14 protein-coding genes are annotated in these 15314 nt (G+C 47.9%); 12 read left to right on the top strand and 2 right to left on the bottom strand.

Annotated features, from left to right (window positions below):
• Nucleotides 1-65: 65 nt before the first annotated feature.
• From RBH92_RS08430 to RBH92_RS08380, 11 genes are all read left to right on the top strand, one after another.
• Nucleotides 66-2507 carry a FimV/HubP family polar landmark protein gene (locus RBH92_RS08430; RefSeq protein WP_307931658.1) on the top strand — a complete coding sequence of 814 codons (2442 nt, stop codon included), beginning with the start codon at nucleotides 66-68 and terminating at the stop codon, nucleotides 2505-2507.
• 61 nt (nucleotides 2508-2568) lie between these two features.
• On the top strand, nucleotides 2569-3363 hold the full coding sequence (truA, locus tag RBH92_RS08425) for a tRNA pseudouridine(38-40) synthase TruA (protein ID WP_307931657.1): 795 nt from the start codon (nucleotides 2569-2571) through the stop codon (nucleotides 3361-3363).
• A gap of 29 nt (nucleotides 3364-3392) precedes the next feature.
• Nucleotides 3393-4019 (top strand): phosphoribosylanthranilate isomerase, encoded by a 627-nt coding sequence (locus RBH92_RS08420; RefSeq protein ID WP_307931656.1) that lies wholly within the window; start codon nucleotides 3393-3395, stop codon nucleotides 4017-4019.
• A complete protein-coding gene (trpB, locus tag RBH92_RS08415) occupies nucleotides 4006-5205 on the top strand; it encodes a tryptophan synthase subunit beta (RefSeq protein ID WP_307931655.1) in 1200 nt (399 codons plus the stop codon). Before RBH92_RS08420 ends, trpB begins: the two co-directional genes overlap by 14 nt.
• Before the next feature lie 59 nt (nucleotides 5206-5264).
• Nucleotides 5265-6122, top strand: a complete 858-nt coding sequence (trpA, locus tag RBH92_RS08410) for a tryptophan synthase subunit alpha (protein ID WP_307931654.1) — start codon at nucleotides 5265-5267, stop codon at nucleotides 6120-6122.
• A gap of 36 nt (nucleotides 6123-6158) precedes the next feature.
• Entirely contained in the window at nucleotides 6159-7028 is an 870-nt protein-coding gene (gene accD / locus RBH92_RS08405) for an acetyl-CoA carboxylase, carboxyltransferase subunit beta (protein ID WP_307931653.1), read from the top strand.
• Between the two features lie 16 nt (nucleotides 7029-7044).
• Nucleotides 7045-8355, top strand: a complete 1311-nt coding sequence (gene folC, locus RBH92_RS08400; protein ID WP_307931652.1) for a bifunctional tetrahydrofolate synthase/dihydrofolate synthase — start codon at nucleotides 7045-7047, stop codon at nucleotides 8353-8355.
• A gap of 16 nt (nucleotides 8356-8371) precedes the next feature.
• Complete coding sequence (locus RBH92_RS08395) at nucleotides 8372-9112, top strand: SPOR domain-containing protein (protein WP_307931651.1); 741 nt, start codon at nucleotides 8372-8374, stop codon at nucleotides 9110-9112.
• 57 nt (nucleotides 9113-9169) lie between these two features.
• Nucleotides 9170-9676 carry a CvpA family protein gene (locus tag RBH92_RS08390; protein WP_292923769.1) on the top strand — a complete coding sequence of 169 codons (507 nt, stop codon included), beginning with the start codon at nucleotides 9170-9172 and terminating at the stop codon, nucleotides 9674-9676.
• A gap of 122 nt (nucleotides 9677-9798) precedes the next feature.
• Entirely contained in the window at nucleotides 9799-11319 is a 1521-nt protein-coding gene (gene purF, locus RBH92_RS08385; RefSeq protein ID WP_307931650.1) for an amidophosphoribosyltransferase, read from the top strand.
• A 94-nt stretch (nucleotides 11320-11413) separates the two neighbouring features.
• Nucleotides 11414-12589 (top strand): O-succinylhomoserine sulfhydrylase, encoded by a 1176-nt coding sequence (locus tag RBH92_RS08380; RefSeq protein ID WP_307931649.1) that lies wholly within the window; start codon nucleotides 11414-11416, stop codon nucleotides 12587-12589.
• Between the two features lie 72 nt (nucleotides 12590-12661).
• Here RBH92_RS08380 and RBH92_RS08375 read toward each other — a convergent pair whose 3' ends face one another.
• A complete protein-coding gene (locus RBH92_RS08375; RefSeq protein WP_307931648.1) occupies nucleotides 12662-13153 on the bottom strand; it encodes a peptidylprolyl isomerase in 492 nt (163 codons plus the stop codon).
• A 28-nt stretch (nucleotides 13154-13181) separates the two neighbouring features.
• The gene (locus tag RBH92_RS08370; protein ID WP_307931647.1) at nucleotides 13182-13775 is read right to left on the bottom strand and encodes a peptidylprolyl isomerase; all 594 of its coding nucleotides are present in this window, start codon (nucleotides 13773-13775) and stop codon (nucleotides 13182-13184) included.
• 148 nt (nucleotides 13776-13923) lie between these two features.
• Here RBH92_RS08370 and cysS point away from each other — a divergent pair, with 148 nt between their 5' ends.
• The gene (gene cysS, locus RBH92_RS08365; RefSeq protein ID WP_307931646.1) at nucleotides 13924-15306 is read left to right on the top strand and encodes a cysteine--tRNA ligase; all 1383 of its coding nucleotides are present in this window, start codon (nucleotides 13924-13926) and stop codon (nucleotides 15304-15306) included.
• The last annotated feature ends 8 nt before the right edge of the window (nucleotides 15307-15314 follow it).

Below are 15314 nucleotides of genomic sequence, written 5' to 3'. Positions count from 1 at the left end.
TCCGATATTAATTTTCAAAAACTTGAGAGGGTACTTCAGTGTATAAAACATCTTTTAGAGTAAGCTTGTTTGTAATCATCCTGATGTTACCGGCTGCCATTTATGCCGCAGGACTTGGCAAGCTGACGCTTAATTCGGCATTAGGGCAGCCTTTAAATGCCGAAATTGACATAGTCACGGCCAGTAGTGATGAGGTTCCAACTCTAAAAGCCAGTATCGCAACCCGGGAAGCGTTTGCTCAAGCGGGCATCAGCTACGAATCGGTCCTATCGACTGTCAGGGTGTCGGTGGAATCGAGGATTAATGGCAATCCTTACGTCAAGCTAACTTCTCCGCAAGCCGTGAATGATCCATTTTTAATGGTTCTGATTGAATTAAGCTGGTCATCCGGCAAGATTCTGCGTGAATACACTGTATTGCTTGATCCGGTTGAATCAACCACGCAAAATTTTGCCGCTGCATCGGCGAGTCCCGCGACGCAAATTACTACATCCAGACTGGAAGCGGATAAAGCGACGGAAACCAAAGGCGATTTCAAACCGGCTGCGCGAACCAGAGGGCGTGATAGCGCTAAAACTTACGGGCCGGTTAGCCGAGGAGATACGCTATCGTCGATAGCACGCCGGGTATTGCCGCCGGGAGTCAACCTGAACCAAATGCTGGTAGCGCTCCATCGCGCCAATCGCGACGCATTTATTGCCAACAATATGAATTTGCTCAAGGCCGGCGCGATTCTGAATATTCCGGATCAAGATGAAATTGCTGCAATCGATACCGCGACCGCAAGCGCCGAAATCAAGATGCAGACTAATGATTGGCGGCAATATCAGGCAAAATTGGCGACTGCCAGCAGAGAATCATCGACAACGCATACGGTTAGTCAATCGGATCAAGGGCAAATCACGACTACTATTGATAAGAAATCAATGGCCGCCGATGCGCCTAAAGAAGTACTGAAGTTATCGAGTGGTACGCAGCTGGATAAGGATGACCAGGCTGCGGATTCGAGTTTGGTTGACCGTTTGCGCATGATGGAAGAGGATGCGATTGCAAGAAATCTGGCATTAAAAGAAGCTAACGAACGCGTCGCCATGCTAGAAAAAAGCATTGCGAACCTCAAACATTTGCTGGAATTGAAAGATTCGGTTCTGGCGCAAGCCCAGGTGAACGCAGAATCGTTGCCTGCCGGTACTTTAAAACCGGAAGCGCAACCGCCTATTGCGATTGATTTACCTGCAGAAACAAAAATGGAGCCGGAGACCCATTCTCTACCTCCGCAACCGGAACATGGCGAGCTAGCACAGCCCCCTCAGGAAGCAATGACGACTGTCAGTCCCGTGCCTCTTCCGGTTGAGGAAGAACAATCGCCGGGCTTGATCGAATTGCTGTTCGAATATATGGAATATATCGCCGGCGCATCGATTCTGTTGCTGTTATTGATGCTTCTGATTATTAGAAGACGCAAAAAACAATTCGAGGGAGATGACGAAGAAGATATTGAAAAACAAGGATTTTCTTCCACCATGCGCTCTAGAATGGCAGGGATGGCCGGTGCATCCGCCGCTACAGCGGCAGCGTCAGCGGCTGCAGATGACGATGATCCGCTCACTGCTTCGGATTCCGGCGACGAAGAACTGACTTACGAAAATATCAGTTCTTTCCCGGAACCGGCTGACCGGGAGGATGATTTCGATCATGGCGATACCGGCTTTGTGGAACATGAAGCAAGCGATGAAGGAACGGCCGGTCTGATCGCCGAAGCAACTGACGATGAATCCGGCGCGGAGCCGCTGCTGGAGGAACAGCCGCTGGATTCCGCATTAGTCGAGGAAACTCCTGAAGATGATAGTGAGCCGATAGAATCCGCTTCAGTTGCCTCAGCTACGGATTTCTCCAATGAAATTGATTTCGATCTCGATACCGGATCCGAAGAAGAAACAAAACGAGCGCTATCTCAATCATCCGAAGAAGATGAAGTCAGCCAATTAGCTGAAGATACCGGGAGCTTGGACTATTCACTCGACGTTGTTGCTGCCGATGCAGCGTCTGATGATGATTCAATGCGTGCTGCAACCACTGATGCGGATACGAACCAGGATGAGATTATTCTGGAGTTTGATTCTGCAAGCTTGGATTTGGACGGCGATAATTCCACGATCAGTAAAGCAGATTCGCTGCAAAGTGATGAATCGAATTTGATAAGCGACGCAATTGACTTTGAGCAGCCGGAGACCGCAAGTGAATCTGCGCCTGAGATTCCGGCTGTTGACCTTGCTGATATCAGCTTGGATCTCGAAGAACCCAATCAGACTGAGTCAGTGGAACAAGCGGCAGACTTGGAAACCAATAGCGAGCAATGGCAGGAAGTTGAAACAAAACTTGATCTGGCAAAAGCTTACCAAGAAATGGATGACAAAGAAGGCGCTCGGGAAATGCTGGAAGAAGTCATTCGCGATGGCGATGCGAAACAGATAAAAATTGCCAAAAAAATGTTGAAGAGCTTGTAGGGATATAAACGAGAAGACTGATCACGGATCGTGGTCAATTGGTAAAAATAATCTTTCAATTGTGCGTATCGTATTAGTCTTGGAATATGACGGCAGTAACTATTGTGGCTGGCAAAGTCAATCAGAGTCTTGCGCAATTCAAGATGCGGTTGAAAAGGCACTGTCTGCAATAGCGAAGGAAGATATCCGGATTGTTACGGCAGGCAGGACAGATGCCGGTGTTCATGCGTTTTATCAAGTCGTGCATTTTGATACATTGACCAGCCGCCCCCTGAGTGCCTGGGTGCGGGGTGTTAATGCTTTCCTGCCCGAGGATATTTCGATCTTGTGGGCCGGCGAAGTTCCTGATGATTTTCATGCGCGCTATAGTGCGGTTGAAAGGCGATATCTGTATTTTTTATTGAACCAATCGGCCAGACCTGGGGTTCATCACAATAAAGTTGGCTGGTTTCATGTGCCGCTGGAATTGGAGACAATGCAAGCGGCAGGGAAACTTCTAGTCGGGGAGCATGATTTTTCATCTTTCAGGGCCGCCGAGTGCCAAGCGAAATCTCCGGTAAGAACCATTACCCATTTGAACATCGTCCGCCAAGGAAATCTTGTAGTTTTTGATTTGCGGGCGAATTCTTTCCTTCATCATATGGTACGAAATATTATCGGTTGCCTTGTTTATATCGGAAAAGGAAAGTATTCTGCCGACTGGATCGACGAACTTCTTCAACACAAAAACCGGACGTTTGCGGCGCCAACTTTTTCCGCCGCTGGTTTGTATTTAGCCGGTGTAAGATACGACCCAAGTTGGTTGATTCCGGAATTTTCCGACTTTCCAATTATTTCAAATGGCGTACTCCGGTAGCATTAATTAAAAAACGACCTTCGATTCTCATGTCAGTGCGTGTAAAAGTATGTGGAATAACCCGGATTGAAGATGCTGAGGCAGCAATTCAATCGGGGGTGGATGCAATTGGCTTTGTTTTTTGGCATAAGAGCGCGCGCAATATTGATCCTGAATCAGCCGGACGGATTAGTGCGTTGATTCCACCTTTTGTATGTACCGTCGGCGTGTACGTCGATCCCGATGCCGCTTGGGTCAAAGAAACTGCACGGGCAGCTAAACTCAATCTGTTGCAATTTCATGGCAACGAATCGCCGGATTTTTGCAATCAATTTTCTCAACCCTATATCAAAGCAATTCGAGTCAAATCAGACACAGATTTGCTACAATACGCAGAGCGTTACCGTACTGCAAAGGGTTTATTGCTGGATACTTTTACCGAAGGCATGCCGGGTGGTACCGGGCACGTGTTTGATTGGCACCTCATTCCAGAGAATCTGTCCGTTCCGTTCATTCTGTCCGGTGGTTTGAATCCAGATAATGTTGCGATGGCGATTAAGCAAACGAAACCTTGGGCAGTGGATGTCTCAAGCGGCGTTGAAGCAGCTAAAGGTATCAAAGACAAGAATAAAATTATTGCTTTCATGCAAGGAGTAAAGAACTGTGAATGCTTATGATCTTCCTAGTAGAGATGGTCATTTTGGTCCGTATGGAGGCATCTTTGTTGCTGAAACGCTCATTTCAGCATTGGAAGATTTGCGGAAACAGTACGAATTTTACCGTGACGACCCTGATTTTCAGGCAGAGTTCGCTTATGAATTAAAGCATTACGTAGGCCGCCCCAGTCCGATCTATCATGCCAAGCGCTGGTCCGAACATTTAGGCGGCGCGCAAATCCTGTTAAAGCGCGAAGATTTGAATCACACCGGGGCGCATAAAATTAACAACACCATCGGGCAGGCGCTATTAGCCCGGCGCATGGGCAAGAAACGCGTGATCGCTGAGACCGGCGCGGGGCAGCACGGCGTCGCCAGCGCCACTGTAGCAGCACGTTATGGTATGGAATGCGTGGTTTACATGGGTTCCGAAGATGTCAAACGGCAAGCGACGAATGTGTACCGCATGAAATTGCTGGGTGCGACCGTGGTGCCGGTCGAATCGGGATCCCGGACATTGAAAGATGCGCTGAATGAAGCGATGCGGGATTGGGTCACCAATGTTGAAAATACCTTTTATATTATCGGTACCGTCGCCGGACCTCATCCTTATCCGATGATGGTCAGGGATTTCCAGGCTGTGATTGGAACAGAGGCTAAAGTGCAAATGCAGGAAGATTTTCAACGCCAGCCGGATGCGTTGATAGCCTGTGTTGGCGGCGGTTCCAACGCGATCGGTCTGTTTTATCCGTATATTAACGATGCCAGTGTCCGCTTGATCGGTGTCGAGGCAGCCGGAAAAGGCATCGAAACCAACCTGCATGCAGCGACGTTATCGACCGGGAAGCCTGGTGTATTGCATGGCAATCGCACTTACTTGATTCAAGATGAAAACGGTCAGATTATCGAAACACATTCAATCTCGGCCGGTTTGGATTATCCGGGCGTGGGTCCCGAACATGCTTGGCTCAAGGATTGTGGCCGCGCCGAATATGTCGCGATTACCGATGATGAAGCTTTGGAAGCATTTCATACCTTATGCCGCTACGAAGGCATTATGCCGGCGCTGGAATCCAGTCATGCGCTGGCCTATGCCGCCAAATACGCGCCGACATTATCCAAGGACAAGCTATTGCTGGTTAATCTCTCCGGAAGGGGCGATAAGGACATGGCGACAGTTGCGCAAATGTCAGGTTTGACGCTTTAATGAAGACATTCGTATTTTCAATTTTAATCTTCTGGAAAGAATTCCAATCGGATTACTAAATGAGTTTTATTAACAGCTTGCTGAATTATTTCAATGGCAGTAGCGATACTGAGAAGTCAAATCGTATCGCGCAAACATTCAATACCTTAAAAAGGCAAAATCGTAAGGCGCTGATCCCGTTTGTCACGGCGGGCGATCCCAATCCGCAAGTAACGGTGCCGCTCATGCACCAATTAGTTCACTCGGGTGCGGATATCATCGAATTGGGAATTCCTTTTTCGGATCCAATGGCCGACGGACCCACTATTCAGAGATCGTCAGAGCGTGCGCTGAAACACCATGTCAGTTTAAACGACGTACTCAGCATGGTCAGTGAATTCAGACAAACGAATTCGGATACGCCGGTTGTCCTGATGGGATATGCCAATCCTGTGGAGGCGATGGGTTACGAATTCTTTGCCGCCAGAGCCAAACAGTGCGGTGTCGATGGTATTCTGATCGTGGATTATCCGCCGGAAGAATCGGAGAAATGGGTGGAATGTCTCGACCAGCAAGGAATCGACGCGATCTTTTTGTTGTCGCCCACGACACCGCAACAGCGTATTGAACAAGTGGCAAAAATGGCTCGCGGTTATGTTTATTATGTGTCGCTTAAAGGTGTTACCGGCGCATCGCATCTTGATTTGCAAGATGTCAGCAACATGCTGACAACGCTGCGGCAATATATTTCGCTACCGATCGGGGTAGGGTTTGGTATTCGCGATGGCGCAACCGCAAAGGCAGTTGCAGGGTTGGCGGATGCTGTCGTGGTCGGTAGCCGGATTATCGAAGAAATTGAGAAGTCAACAGAAGCGGAAATATTGGATAAAGTTGGTCATCTGCTAAATACACTGCGTAAAGCAATTGATGAGAATTGAAGTAATCAAACACTCGCGCGTTAGGATACATTCGTTATGAGCTGGTTCCAGAATATCATTCCTCCAAAAATCAAAAGAAAAGAAGCCGGTGAGAAGAAAATCGTACCCGAAGGATTATGGAGTAAATGCAACAATTGTGAGGCGGTCCTGTACTATACCGATTTGGCCAAGAATCTGAATGTTTGCCCAAAATGTGACTACCATAATCGTATTTCTGCCAGAGACAGGCTGGATTTCTTGCTCGATCCGGAAGGCCGGCGTGAAATCGGTGCTGAAGTGATTGCAACGGATATTCTGAAGTTTAAAGACAGTAAGCGCTATGTCGATCGGCTGACACAAGCCCAGGAAAGTACCGATGAAAATGATTCTTTAGTGGTCATGCAGGGTGCTATCAAAACCATGCCGGTCGTTGTCGCGGTATTCGAATTCGGTTTTATGGGCGGTTCCATGGGGTCGGTCGTGGGGGAGCGGTTTGTGCGTGGCGTTAAAACCTGTATCGATCACCATCTTCCTTTTATTTGCTTTAGTGCCAGCGGCGGTGCGCGGATGCAGGAAGGATTGTTTTCCCTGATGCAAATGGCGAAAACAACGGCGGCTTTGACACGTCTGAGCCACAACAAATTACCTTTTATTTCGGTATTGACGGATCCGACGATGGGCGGCGTGTCTGCCAGTTTTGCCTTTATCGGGGATGTCGTAATCGCCGAACCGGGCGCACTGATCGGATTCGCCGGGCCGCGCGTCATTGAGCAGACTGTCCGGCAAACGCTGCCTGATGGTTTTCAACGTGCGGAATTTCTGCTGCAACACGGAGCGGTCGACATGATTGTCGATCGCCGCCAAATGGGCGACAAGCTCGTCAATCTCTGTACGCAACTGATGCGTATTCCCGTTCCGTTAAGATAACTTTTCTTATAGATTCATGCATATGGATGTTCCGGGTGTAACGGCGGAATCACTCGAGGATTGGTTGCGTTACCTCGAATCGCTGCATCCGAGCGTCATCGAAATGGGGCTGGAACGGGTAGCCAATGTCCGGTCCGAGCTGGGGTTAATTCCTCAATTTCCGGTCATTACAGTCGGTGGCACCAATGGCAAAGGCTCCGTTTGCGCGATGCTTGAAGCGATTCTCCAGAGCGCGGGTTATAAAACCGGATGTTATACTTCTCCCCATTTGATTCGATTCAACGAACGGATTCGAATCGATGGGCAAGATATCGAAAACGCGAGTCTTTGTCAGGCTTTTGCGCAAGTGGAAGCCGCGCGGCGGAACTGCCACACATCGTTAACTTTCTTTGAGTTCGGTACCCTCGCTGCGATGTATTTGTTTGTTCAAGCGCGCGTCGATGTGGCGGTTCTTGAGATTGGCTTAGGCGGACGTCTCGATGCGGTTAACATTTTTGATCCGGATTGCGCCATTCTAACCAGTATCGATCTGGATCACATCGAGTATCTGGGTGACACGCGGGAAAAAATCGGATTCGAGAAAGCTGCGATTTTCCGGCATGGCAAGCCGGCCATTTGTGCGGATACCGATGTGCCGGACTCTGTGTATCAGCATGCCACAAAAATTGGCGCGCAATTGAGTAGATTTTCAAAAGAATTCGGCTTTCAATCCAAGGATAAGCAATGGGATTTTTGGGGAACCAAGGGATGGCGTTATTCATTACCCGTTCCCGCTTTGCGGGGCAGTAAGCAGCTCCAAAATGCAAGCGCGTGCCTAGCGGCTCTGGATGCGATTCATGAGTTGTTGCCGGTTAATATGAATGCTATCCGCCAAGGATTGATCAAAGCGACTGTGCCGGGTAGATTTCAAGTTGTTTCAACCCAACCGATGATCATCCTGGATGTCGCGCATAATCCTGCCGCTGCTGCAGTCCTGGCGCAAAATTTGGCTGCGACCCCGTGTGCCGGGCGGACTTACGCAGTGTTTTCGATGCTGCAGGATAAAGATATTCAGGGTGTCGTACAAAAGCTGAAAGACGAAATCGATGTCTGGTTGCTCTTTCCCATTCAATCGCCGCGTGCTGCGTCCGTCGAATATATCGAACAAGAGATCCGCAATACCGGTTTTCCAGGCGGGGACCTGCCAATATACCGCTTTTCTGATGGCGTTGAAGCTTATGCTTTTGCCTGTGAACAAGCGTCCAAAAATGATAGAATTTGCATATTTGGATCTTTCTACGCGGTTGGTGATGTGCTGAATCATCTGCATATGCCATCCCGAGCGTAGTAACCGGATATTTCAAATGAACAAAAATATCAGCGAAGAAGAATTATTACTGCGAAAACGCGCGAGAAGGCGGTTAGTCGGCGCTATCGTTCTGGTTCTGATTTCTATTATCGTGTTGCCTGCAATCTTCGACGAGCCCAAGCCGGAAACGGAAAAGCACGAGATCGCAATTAATTTGCCGGAAGCGAACAGAAATGCAAGCAAAGCTGTATCGTTACCAAAAGAAGATTCTGCAATCAACATTGAATCGTTGAATGCGATGGATCCAGCGGAACTGCAAGAAAAATCCACGATTACATTGCCGGGCAGGGATGAACAGGTTGAATCAGCGAATCTGCAAAAACGTATCCCGATTCCCGGAATCAAACCAAAATTCGAACGGCAAGCAGTTCCGGTCAGAATTACATCACCCCCTCCTGCGGCGGCAACGACTACAAATGTTAGTATAGTGACACCGAGTACGCCGCCGCCAAGCGCACCAAGTGTGCCGGCAACCACTATTGCGCCGATTCAAGCTCCTGATGCGGCCAAAGGATTTGTGGTTCAGCTAGGCGCATTTTCGGATCCGGAAAAAGCCAAATTGCAGCAAGCGCTGCTGTTGGCGAACGGTTTCAAGGCATATACCGAATCATTGGTTATCAATGGCAATCAAGTGACGCGTGTGCGAACAGGCCCGTTTCCCACTCGAAGCGCTGCGGATGGGGAAATAAAAAAATTGAAAGCACTTGGTCTGGATGGCGTCGTGGTGCCAAGATGAGCCGGTATCGCAATTATTTATGCTAATCAATTAACAAGATAGTATTTATCACGACTGATGACCGTTTTTGATTATGTTGTTTCCGCTATTTTTTTAGTATCGATTGTATTGAGTATTCTGCGTGGATTTGTCCGTGAAGGATTGTCCATTGCCGGTTGGATTGTTGCTTTTATTGCGGCTAGCTCCTACTCTTCGTTAACGGAGCAGTTTTTACCCGGCGAGATTGTCGGTGAAACCTTGCGTTATGCCATTGCTTTTGTTGTAACGTTTCTTGCAGTCTTGTTGATCACGGCGCTCGCGACGATGTTGCTGTCCGCCTTGATTAAGGGCATCGGATTGGGGTTTATTGATCGGTTGCTTGGTTCGGTTTTCGGGTTTATCCGGGCGTTGGCGATAGTAATTTTACTGGTTTTGATGGCAGGTCTGACGACAATTCCAAACCAGGTTTTCTGGCATCAAGCCTTATTAAGCGGTCCTTTGGAATCGATCGCGACCCAAGTGCTGCCATGGCTGCCCGATGATTTATCAAAACGTATTAGTTTTGAAAGAAAAGAAAATTTTTAGGCGCTTGTGTGCGTGATGGCCGGATTTCATTTTGTTTTTTAAAAAAGCAACAGTAGCGCGGCAATTAAGTTTACTAATTCCAAATTTAATTCTGATTTAAGCAAAACCAACGGAGCATCTCTATGTGCGGAATTCTCGGTATTGTTGCAAAATCTCCGGCGAATCAACTTCTGTATGATGGGTTGTTAATGCTGCAGCATCGCGGGCAAGATGCAAGCGGCATTGTGACTGCGCAAGGTAATACATTTCATATGCACAAAGGGCTGGGCTTAGTCCGTGACGTGTTTCGTACCAGAAATATGCGCGCCTTATCGGGGAATATCGGTATCGGTCATGTGCGTTATCCGACCGCAGGGTCTGCTAATTCGCCCGCCGAAGCACAGCCGTTTTATGTCAATTCTCCCTTTGGAATCGTATTGAGTCACAATGGCAATCTAACCAATGCTGAGCAGCTCAATCAGGAACTTTTTAAAACGGATCTGCGGCATGTCAATACGAACTCGGATTCGGAGGTTTTGCTGAATGTTCTGGCGCACGAACTGCAGGAGAGCACCAAAAATTGCCAGCTTGATCCGGCGGCAATTTTCGCAGCGGTTGCCGGCGTGCATAAACGATGCAGAGGCGCCTATGCGGTCATAGCCATGATCGCCGGCTATGGGTTATTAGCTTTTCGCGATCCTTATGGCATCCGGCCGCTGGTCTTCGGCACTGCGGAAAATGAGCTGGGTGATGAATATCTGATCGCATCGGAGAGTGTTGCACTGGATACCTTGGGTTTTAAATTGATTCGGGATGTTGCGCCGGGTGAAGCGATTTTTATCGATGAAGACGGTAATTTTTATAATAAGCAATGCGCAACCCAGTTTTCTCTGAATCCGTGCATATTCGAATACGTTTATTTAGCCCGCCCCGATTCTGTCATGGATGGGATTTCCGTCTACGAAACCCGCTTGAATATGGGCGAACAGCTCGCGGAAAAAATTAAGAAAACCATGCATCATCTGGACATTGACGTTGTTATTCCAATTCCGGACTCCAGCCGCCCCAGTGCGCTGCAGCTTGCCAATCACTTAGGCATCGAATTCCGGGAAGGTTTTATCAAGAATCGATATGTCGGACGTACTTTCATCATGCCAGGGCAGCAACAAAGGCGTAAATCGGTGCGACAGAAATTGAACGCCATGAATATTGAATTTCGCGGCAAGAATGTTTTACTGATCGACGATTCGATTGTGCGGGGCACTACCAGCCGGGAAATCGTTCAAATGGCGCGGGATGCGGGTGCCAACAAGATCTTTTTTGCTTCCGCCGCTCCGCCGGTGCGATATCCCAATGTGTACGGTATCGACATGCCGACCCGGCAAGAATTGATCGCTACAGACCGGACAGCGGAAGAAATATGCGAAGAGATTGGTGCGGATTACCTGATATTCCAGGATTTGGAAGCTCTGACGCATGCGGTATCCAAGGTGTCGCCTGTGGTGCAGAACTTTGAAACATCATGTTTCAATGGTGTTTATATTACCGGCGATGTGACGCATGAATATCTCAAAACTTTGGAATTGCAAAGAAATTCCAATCAACCGCTATCGCTCGCGCAGTCGAAAACGCAATTGGATTTGAGTTTGGTTTTTTCCGATTAGAATCAATGCAGTAACTATCTAAGAAATGTGTTTTCCCAAACAAGTGTAACAATCTAATGTAATTTCCATTTAATTTTCAAAGCCTCAAATATATATGTCAGATAATTTGCAACCAGAAACGCTCGCATTACATACCGGCATTCATCGCAGTCAATTCCATGAGCATTCTGAAGCAATGTATTTGACTTCCAGTTTTGTGTTTGATAGTGCAGCTCAAGCGGCCGCCCGTTTTTCCGGCAGCGAGCCAGGCAATATTTACTCACGATTTACCAATCCAACCGTAACCGCATTTGAAGAACGCCTGGCAGTGTTGGAGGGAGCGGAAACCTGCATTGCAACATCATCGGGCATGTCGGCGATTTTAGCCTGCACCATGGGATTACTATCCGCCGGAGATCATATCGTCGCTTCGCAAAGCTTATTTGGCGCAACCGTCAATTTATTTAACAACATTCTGAAGAAGTTTAATATTGATACGACTTTTGTGTCCGCGACGGATGTTGATGCCTGGCGAAGCGCGATACGGCCGAATACCAAGCTTTTTTTCATGGAAACGCCCTCCAATCCATTAACGGAAATTTCAGATATCGCGGAATTGGCCCGTATCGCGAGAATGGCTGGTGCCTGGCTGGTTGTGGATAACTGCTTCTGTACGCCGATCTTACAAAAACCGCTTGAATTGGGAGCGGATATTGTTATTCATTCCGCCACCAAATATCTCGATGGGCAAGGGAGAGTTTTGGGTGGTGCGGTACTCGGAAAACGGGAGTTATTGATGGATGGTGGTGTGTTCGGTTTCTTGCGAACTGCCGGTCCGACATTGAGCGCCTTCAATGCTTGGGTCATTCTGAAAGGATTGGAGACACTTAAAATCCGTGTAGAGGCACATTCCGAAAATGCCTTGAAAATGGCGCAATGGCTCGAGAAGCACTCGAATGTGACACGCATATTTTATCCCGGCTTGGAATCGCATCCGCAGCACGATTTGGCAAAACGCCAACAAAAATCGGGAGGCGGGATTGTTTCGTTCGAAGTTAAAGGAGGGCGGGAGGCCGCGTGGCGTGTCATTGATTCAACCCAATTGATTTCTATCACCGCAAACTTGGGGGATGCAAAAAGTACGTTGACGCATCCAGCAACCACGACGCATGCACGGATTAGCCAGGAAGCCCGGGACGCCGCCGGGATAACCGACGGGCTGCTGCGCATTGCGGTCGGATTAGAGTCCGTTCAGGATTTGCAAACCGATTTGGCGCGGGGATTGGGCTGAATCTCAAGTCGTCAGCGACTGACGCCATTAACTATCCGGGGTTTGAGAAAGCTTGCTTTGCTTTTCCCGTGATTAAATCACTTCGGCTTTCTCAATAATGACATCTTCCAACGGGACATTCTGATGCCCGGCATAATCACCAGTTTTGACTTTTTTAATTTTATCCACGACATCTTGACCCTCGACGACTTTGCCGAAAACGCAATAACCATACCCTTGCGGTGATGGCGATTTATAGTTGAGGAAACCGTTGCTGGTTACATTGATAAAAAACTGCGCGGTTGCAGAATGAACATCGGCCGTTCTTGCCATGGCAATCGTATAGGCGTCGTTGCGTAAACCATTGGCAGCTTCATTGTGGATGGGCGGCTGGGTCGGTTTTTGTTTCATTCCGGGCGCAAAACCGCCACCCTGAATCATGAAATCGTCAATGACACGATGGAACAATGTATTGTCGTAAAATCCGCTGGAGACATAATTGAGGAAATTTTGTACGGTTTCCGGCGCTTTTTCACTGTCGAGTTCGAGAGTTATCGCGCCAAAATTAGTTTGCAGTTTAACCATATCAGTCCTAAATTGATTGATGAATGTGCTATTGAGTATTGCCGTTTTTTGACGAAGGCAATTTGACAATATCCTCAATAATCACTTTATTTTTCGGTACGTCGCTGGGAAACGGACCGGCCGGACCGGTAGGCGTTGCAGCAATTTTGTTAACAACTTCCATTCCACTTACGACTTTTCCAAATACCGCATAACCATAGCCGCTTTGACTGGGTGCTTTAAAATCAAGAAATCGATTATTGGCGACATTAATAAAAAATTGCGCCGATGCCGAATGCGGATCCGATGTACGCGCCATGGCAATGGTTCCAATTTCATTTTTGAGATCATTCGCGGCTTCATTGCGAATCGGCGGACGGGTCGGTTTTTGATTGAGCGCTTGGTCGAAACCGCCGCCCTGAATCATAAACCCGGCAATGACGCGATGGAATATCGTATTTTTGTAGAAACCGTTCTCAATATATTCCAGGAAGTTTTCTACGGTTTTGGGGGCTTTATCAGGATAAAGCTCCAGAACGATGTTGCCAAGATTCGTTCTCATTTCGACCGTGATAGATGCTGCAAAAACGTTCAAATGAATTGAAAATAAAATAATGAGCAGAAGAATTTGGCAGCGTCGCATCGATAATCAGCCTGTGGTAATGGATGGTAAGAGTTTCATATAAACACTATGTTATACTCTGCGGCTATTTATTTTGGGTGCAGATAATAACAGTTTCCGAGATTCTATCAATAAGATAGACAGAATTACAATTTGAATCGTTGATCCTATGCTAAAAATTTATAACTCAATCGCTCGCGAAAAACAACAGTTCGTGCCTATCTTACCCGGAAAGATCAAGATCTATGTTTGCGGCATGACGGTTTATGATTATTGCCATTTGGGGCATGCACGGGTTCTGGTGGTTTTTGATATGGTTGTGCGGTGGTTCAGGGAGAACGGTTTTGAAGTTGTTTATGTACGCAACATTACGGATATCGACGATAAGATCATTAATCGCGCGCAACAAAACAATGAACCGATCGGGGCATTAACCGCACGTTTTATTCAAGCAATGGATGAAGACGCCGCGGCGCTGGGAGTATTGCCGCCCAGCCATGAACCGCGTGCCACAAACTTCGTTGATCACATGATCAACATGATCGATGCATTGATAAAAAAGAATCTGGCGTATCAAGCGGGTAATGGCGATGTTTATTACGCGGTTCATAATTTTCCGGGTTACGGAAAGCTGTCAGGTAAGTCTTTGAATGACTTGCGTGCCGGCGAGCGGGTTGAGATTGATTCCAGTAAAAAGGATCCGCTGGATTTTGTGTTGTGGAAATCCGCAAAGGCCGGCGAGCCGTTTTGGGAATCCCCGTGGGGCAACGGACGCCCGGGGTGGCATATCGAATGCTCGGCGATGAGCGAGCAGTTGCTGGGCATTCATTTTGATATTCATGGCGGCGGCCAGGATTTGCAATTTCCGCATCACGAAAACGAAATCGCCCAAAGTGAAGGCGCGCATGATCATGTGTTCGTGAATTACTGGATGCACAATGGTTTTGTGCGCGTCGACAATGAAAAGATGTCGAAATCGCTTGGGAATTTCTTTACCGTACGGGAAATTATCAAGTTATATCAGCCGGAAGTCGTGCGGTTTTTTATTTTGCGGGCGCATTACCGCAGTCCGCTCAATTATTCCGATCAACACCTGAAGGATACCAAACTGGCGCTCGACCGGTTGTATATCGCATTAAAGGATGCCGGCTCGTTCGATACGCCAGCCATTGATTGGAATAATCAACATGCGCAAAAATTCAAAGCCGCCATGGAAGATGATTTCAATACGCCGGATGCCATCGCCGTCTTGTTTGAGCTGGCGAACGAGCTCAATAAAACCGGCGCAAAGGACGGCGCTGCCTTATTAAAAGCGCTGGGTGGATTGTTAGGCTTGCTGCAACAAAATCCGGTTGATTACTTGCAAAGCACTTCTGCTGCCGTTGGCGCTGCTTCACTGACCCATGAGCAGATCGAATCCTTGATTCAACAGCGTATCGAAGCCCGTAAAGCGGGGCGTTATGCGGAAGCGGATGAAATCCGGAAAAATCTGCAACAACAGGGTGTTATTTTGGAAGACGGTCCTCAGGGCACTACCTGGCGGCGTGTTTAGCAGGCTTT

It is taken from the genome of Nitrosomonas sp. sh817 (assembly GCF_030908545.1).
Taxonomy (GTDB): Bacteria; Pseudomonadota; Gammaproteobacteria; order Burkholderiales; family Nitrosomonadaceae; genus Nitrosomonas.
This window is presented reverse-complemented; position numbering and strand designations above follow the sequence as displayed.

Coding starts and splice junctions, on each gene's coding strand:
- RBH92_RS08420 (WP_307931656.1), top strand. CDS start 3,393: ATGTCAGTGCGTGTAAAAGTATGTGGAATAACCCGGATTGAAGATGCT.
- trpA (WP_307931654.1), top strand. CDS start 5,265: ATGAGTTTTATTAACAGCTTGCTGAATTATTTCAATGGCAGTAGCGAT.
- accD (WP_307931653.1), top strand. CDS start 6,159: ATGAGCTGGTTCCAGAATATCATTCCTCCAAAAATCAAAAGAAAAGAA.
- folC (WP_307931652.1), top strand. CDS start 7,045: ATGCATATGGATGTTCCGGGTGTAACGGCGGAATCACTCGAGGATTGG.
- RBH92_RS08395 (WP_307931651.1), top strand. CDS start 8,372: ATGAACAAAAATATCAGCGAAGAAGAATTATTACTGCGAAAACGCGCG.
- RBH92_RS08390 (WP_292923769.1), top strand. CDS start 9,170: ATGACCGTTTTTGATTATGTTGTTTCCGCTATTTTTTTAGTATCGATT.
- purF (WP_307931650.1), top strand. CDS start 9,799: ATGTGCGGAATTCTCGGTATTGTTGCAAAATCTCCGGCGAATCAACTT.
- RBH92_RS08380 (WP_307931649.1), top strand. CDS start 11,414: ATGTCAGATAATTTGCAACCAGAAACGCTCGCATTACATACCGGCATT.
- RBH92_RS08375 (WP_307931648.1), bottom strand. CDS start 13,153: ATGGTTAAACTGCAAACTAATTTTGGCGCGATAACTCTCGAACTCGAC.
- RBH92_RS08370 (WP_307931647.1), bottom strand. CDS start 13,775: ATGCGACGCTGCCAAATTCTTCTGCTCATTATTTTATTTTCAATTCAT.
- cysS (WP_307931646.1), top strand. CDS start 13,924: ATGCTAAAAATTTATAACTCAATCGCTCGCGAAAAACAACAGTTCGTG.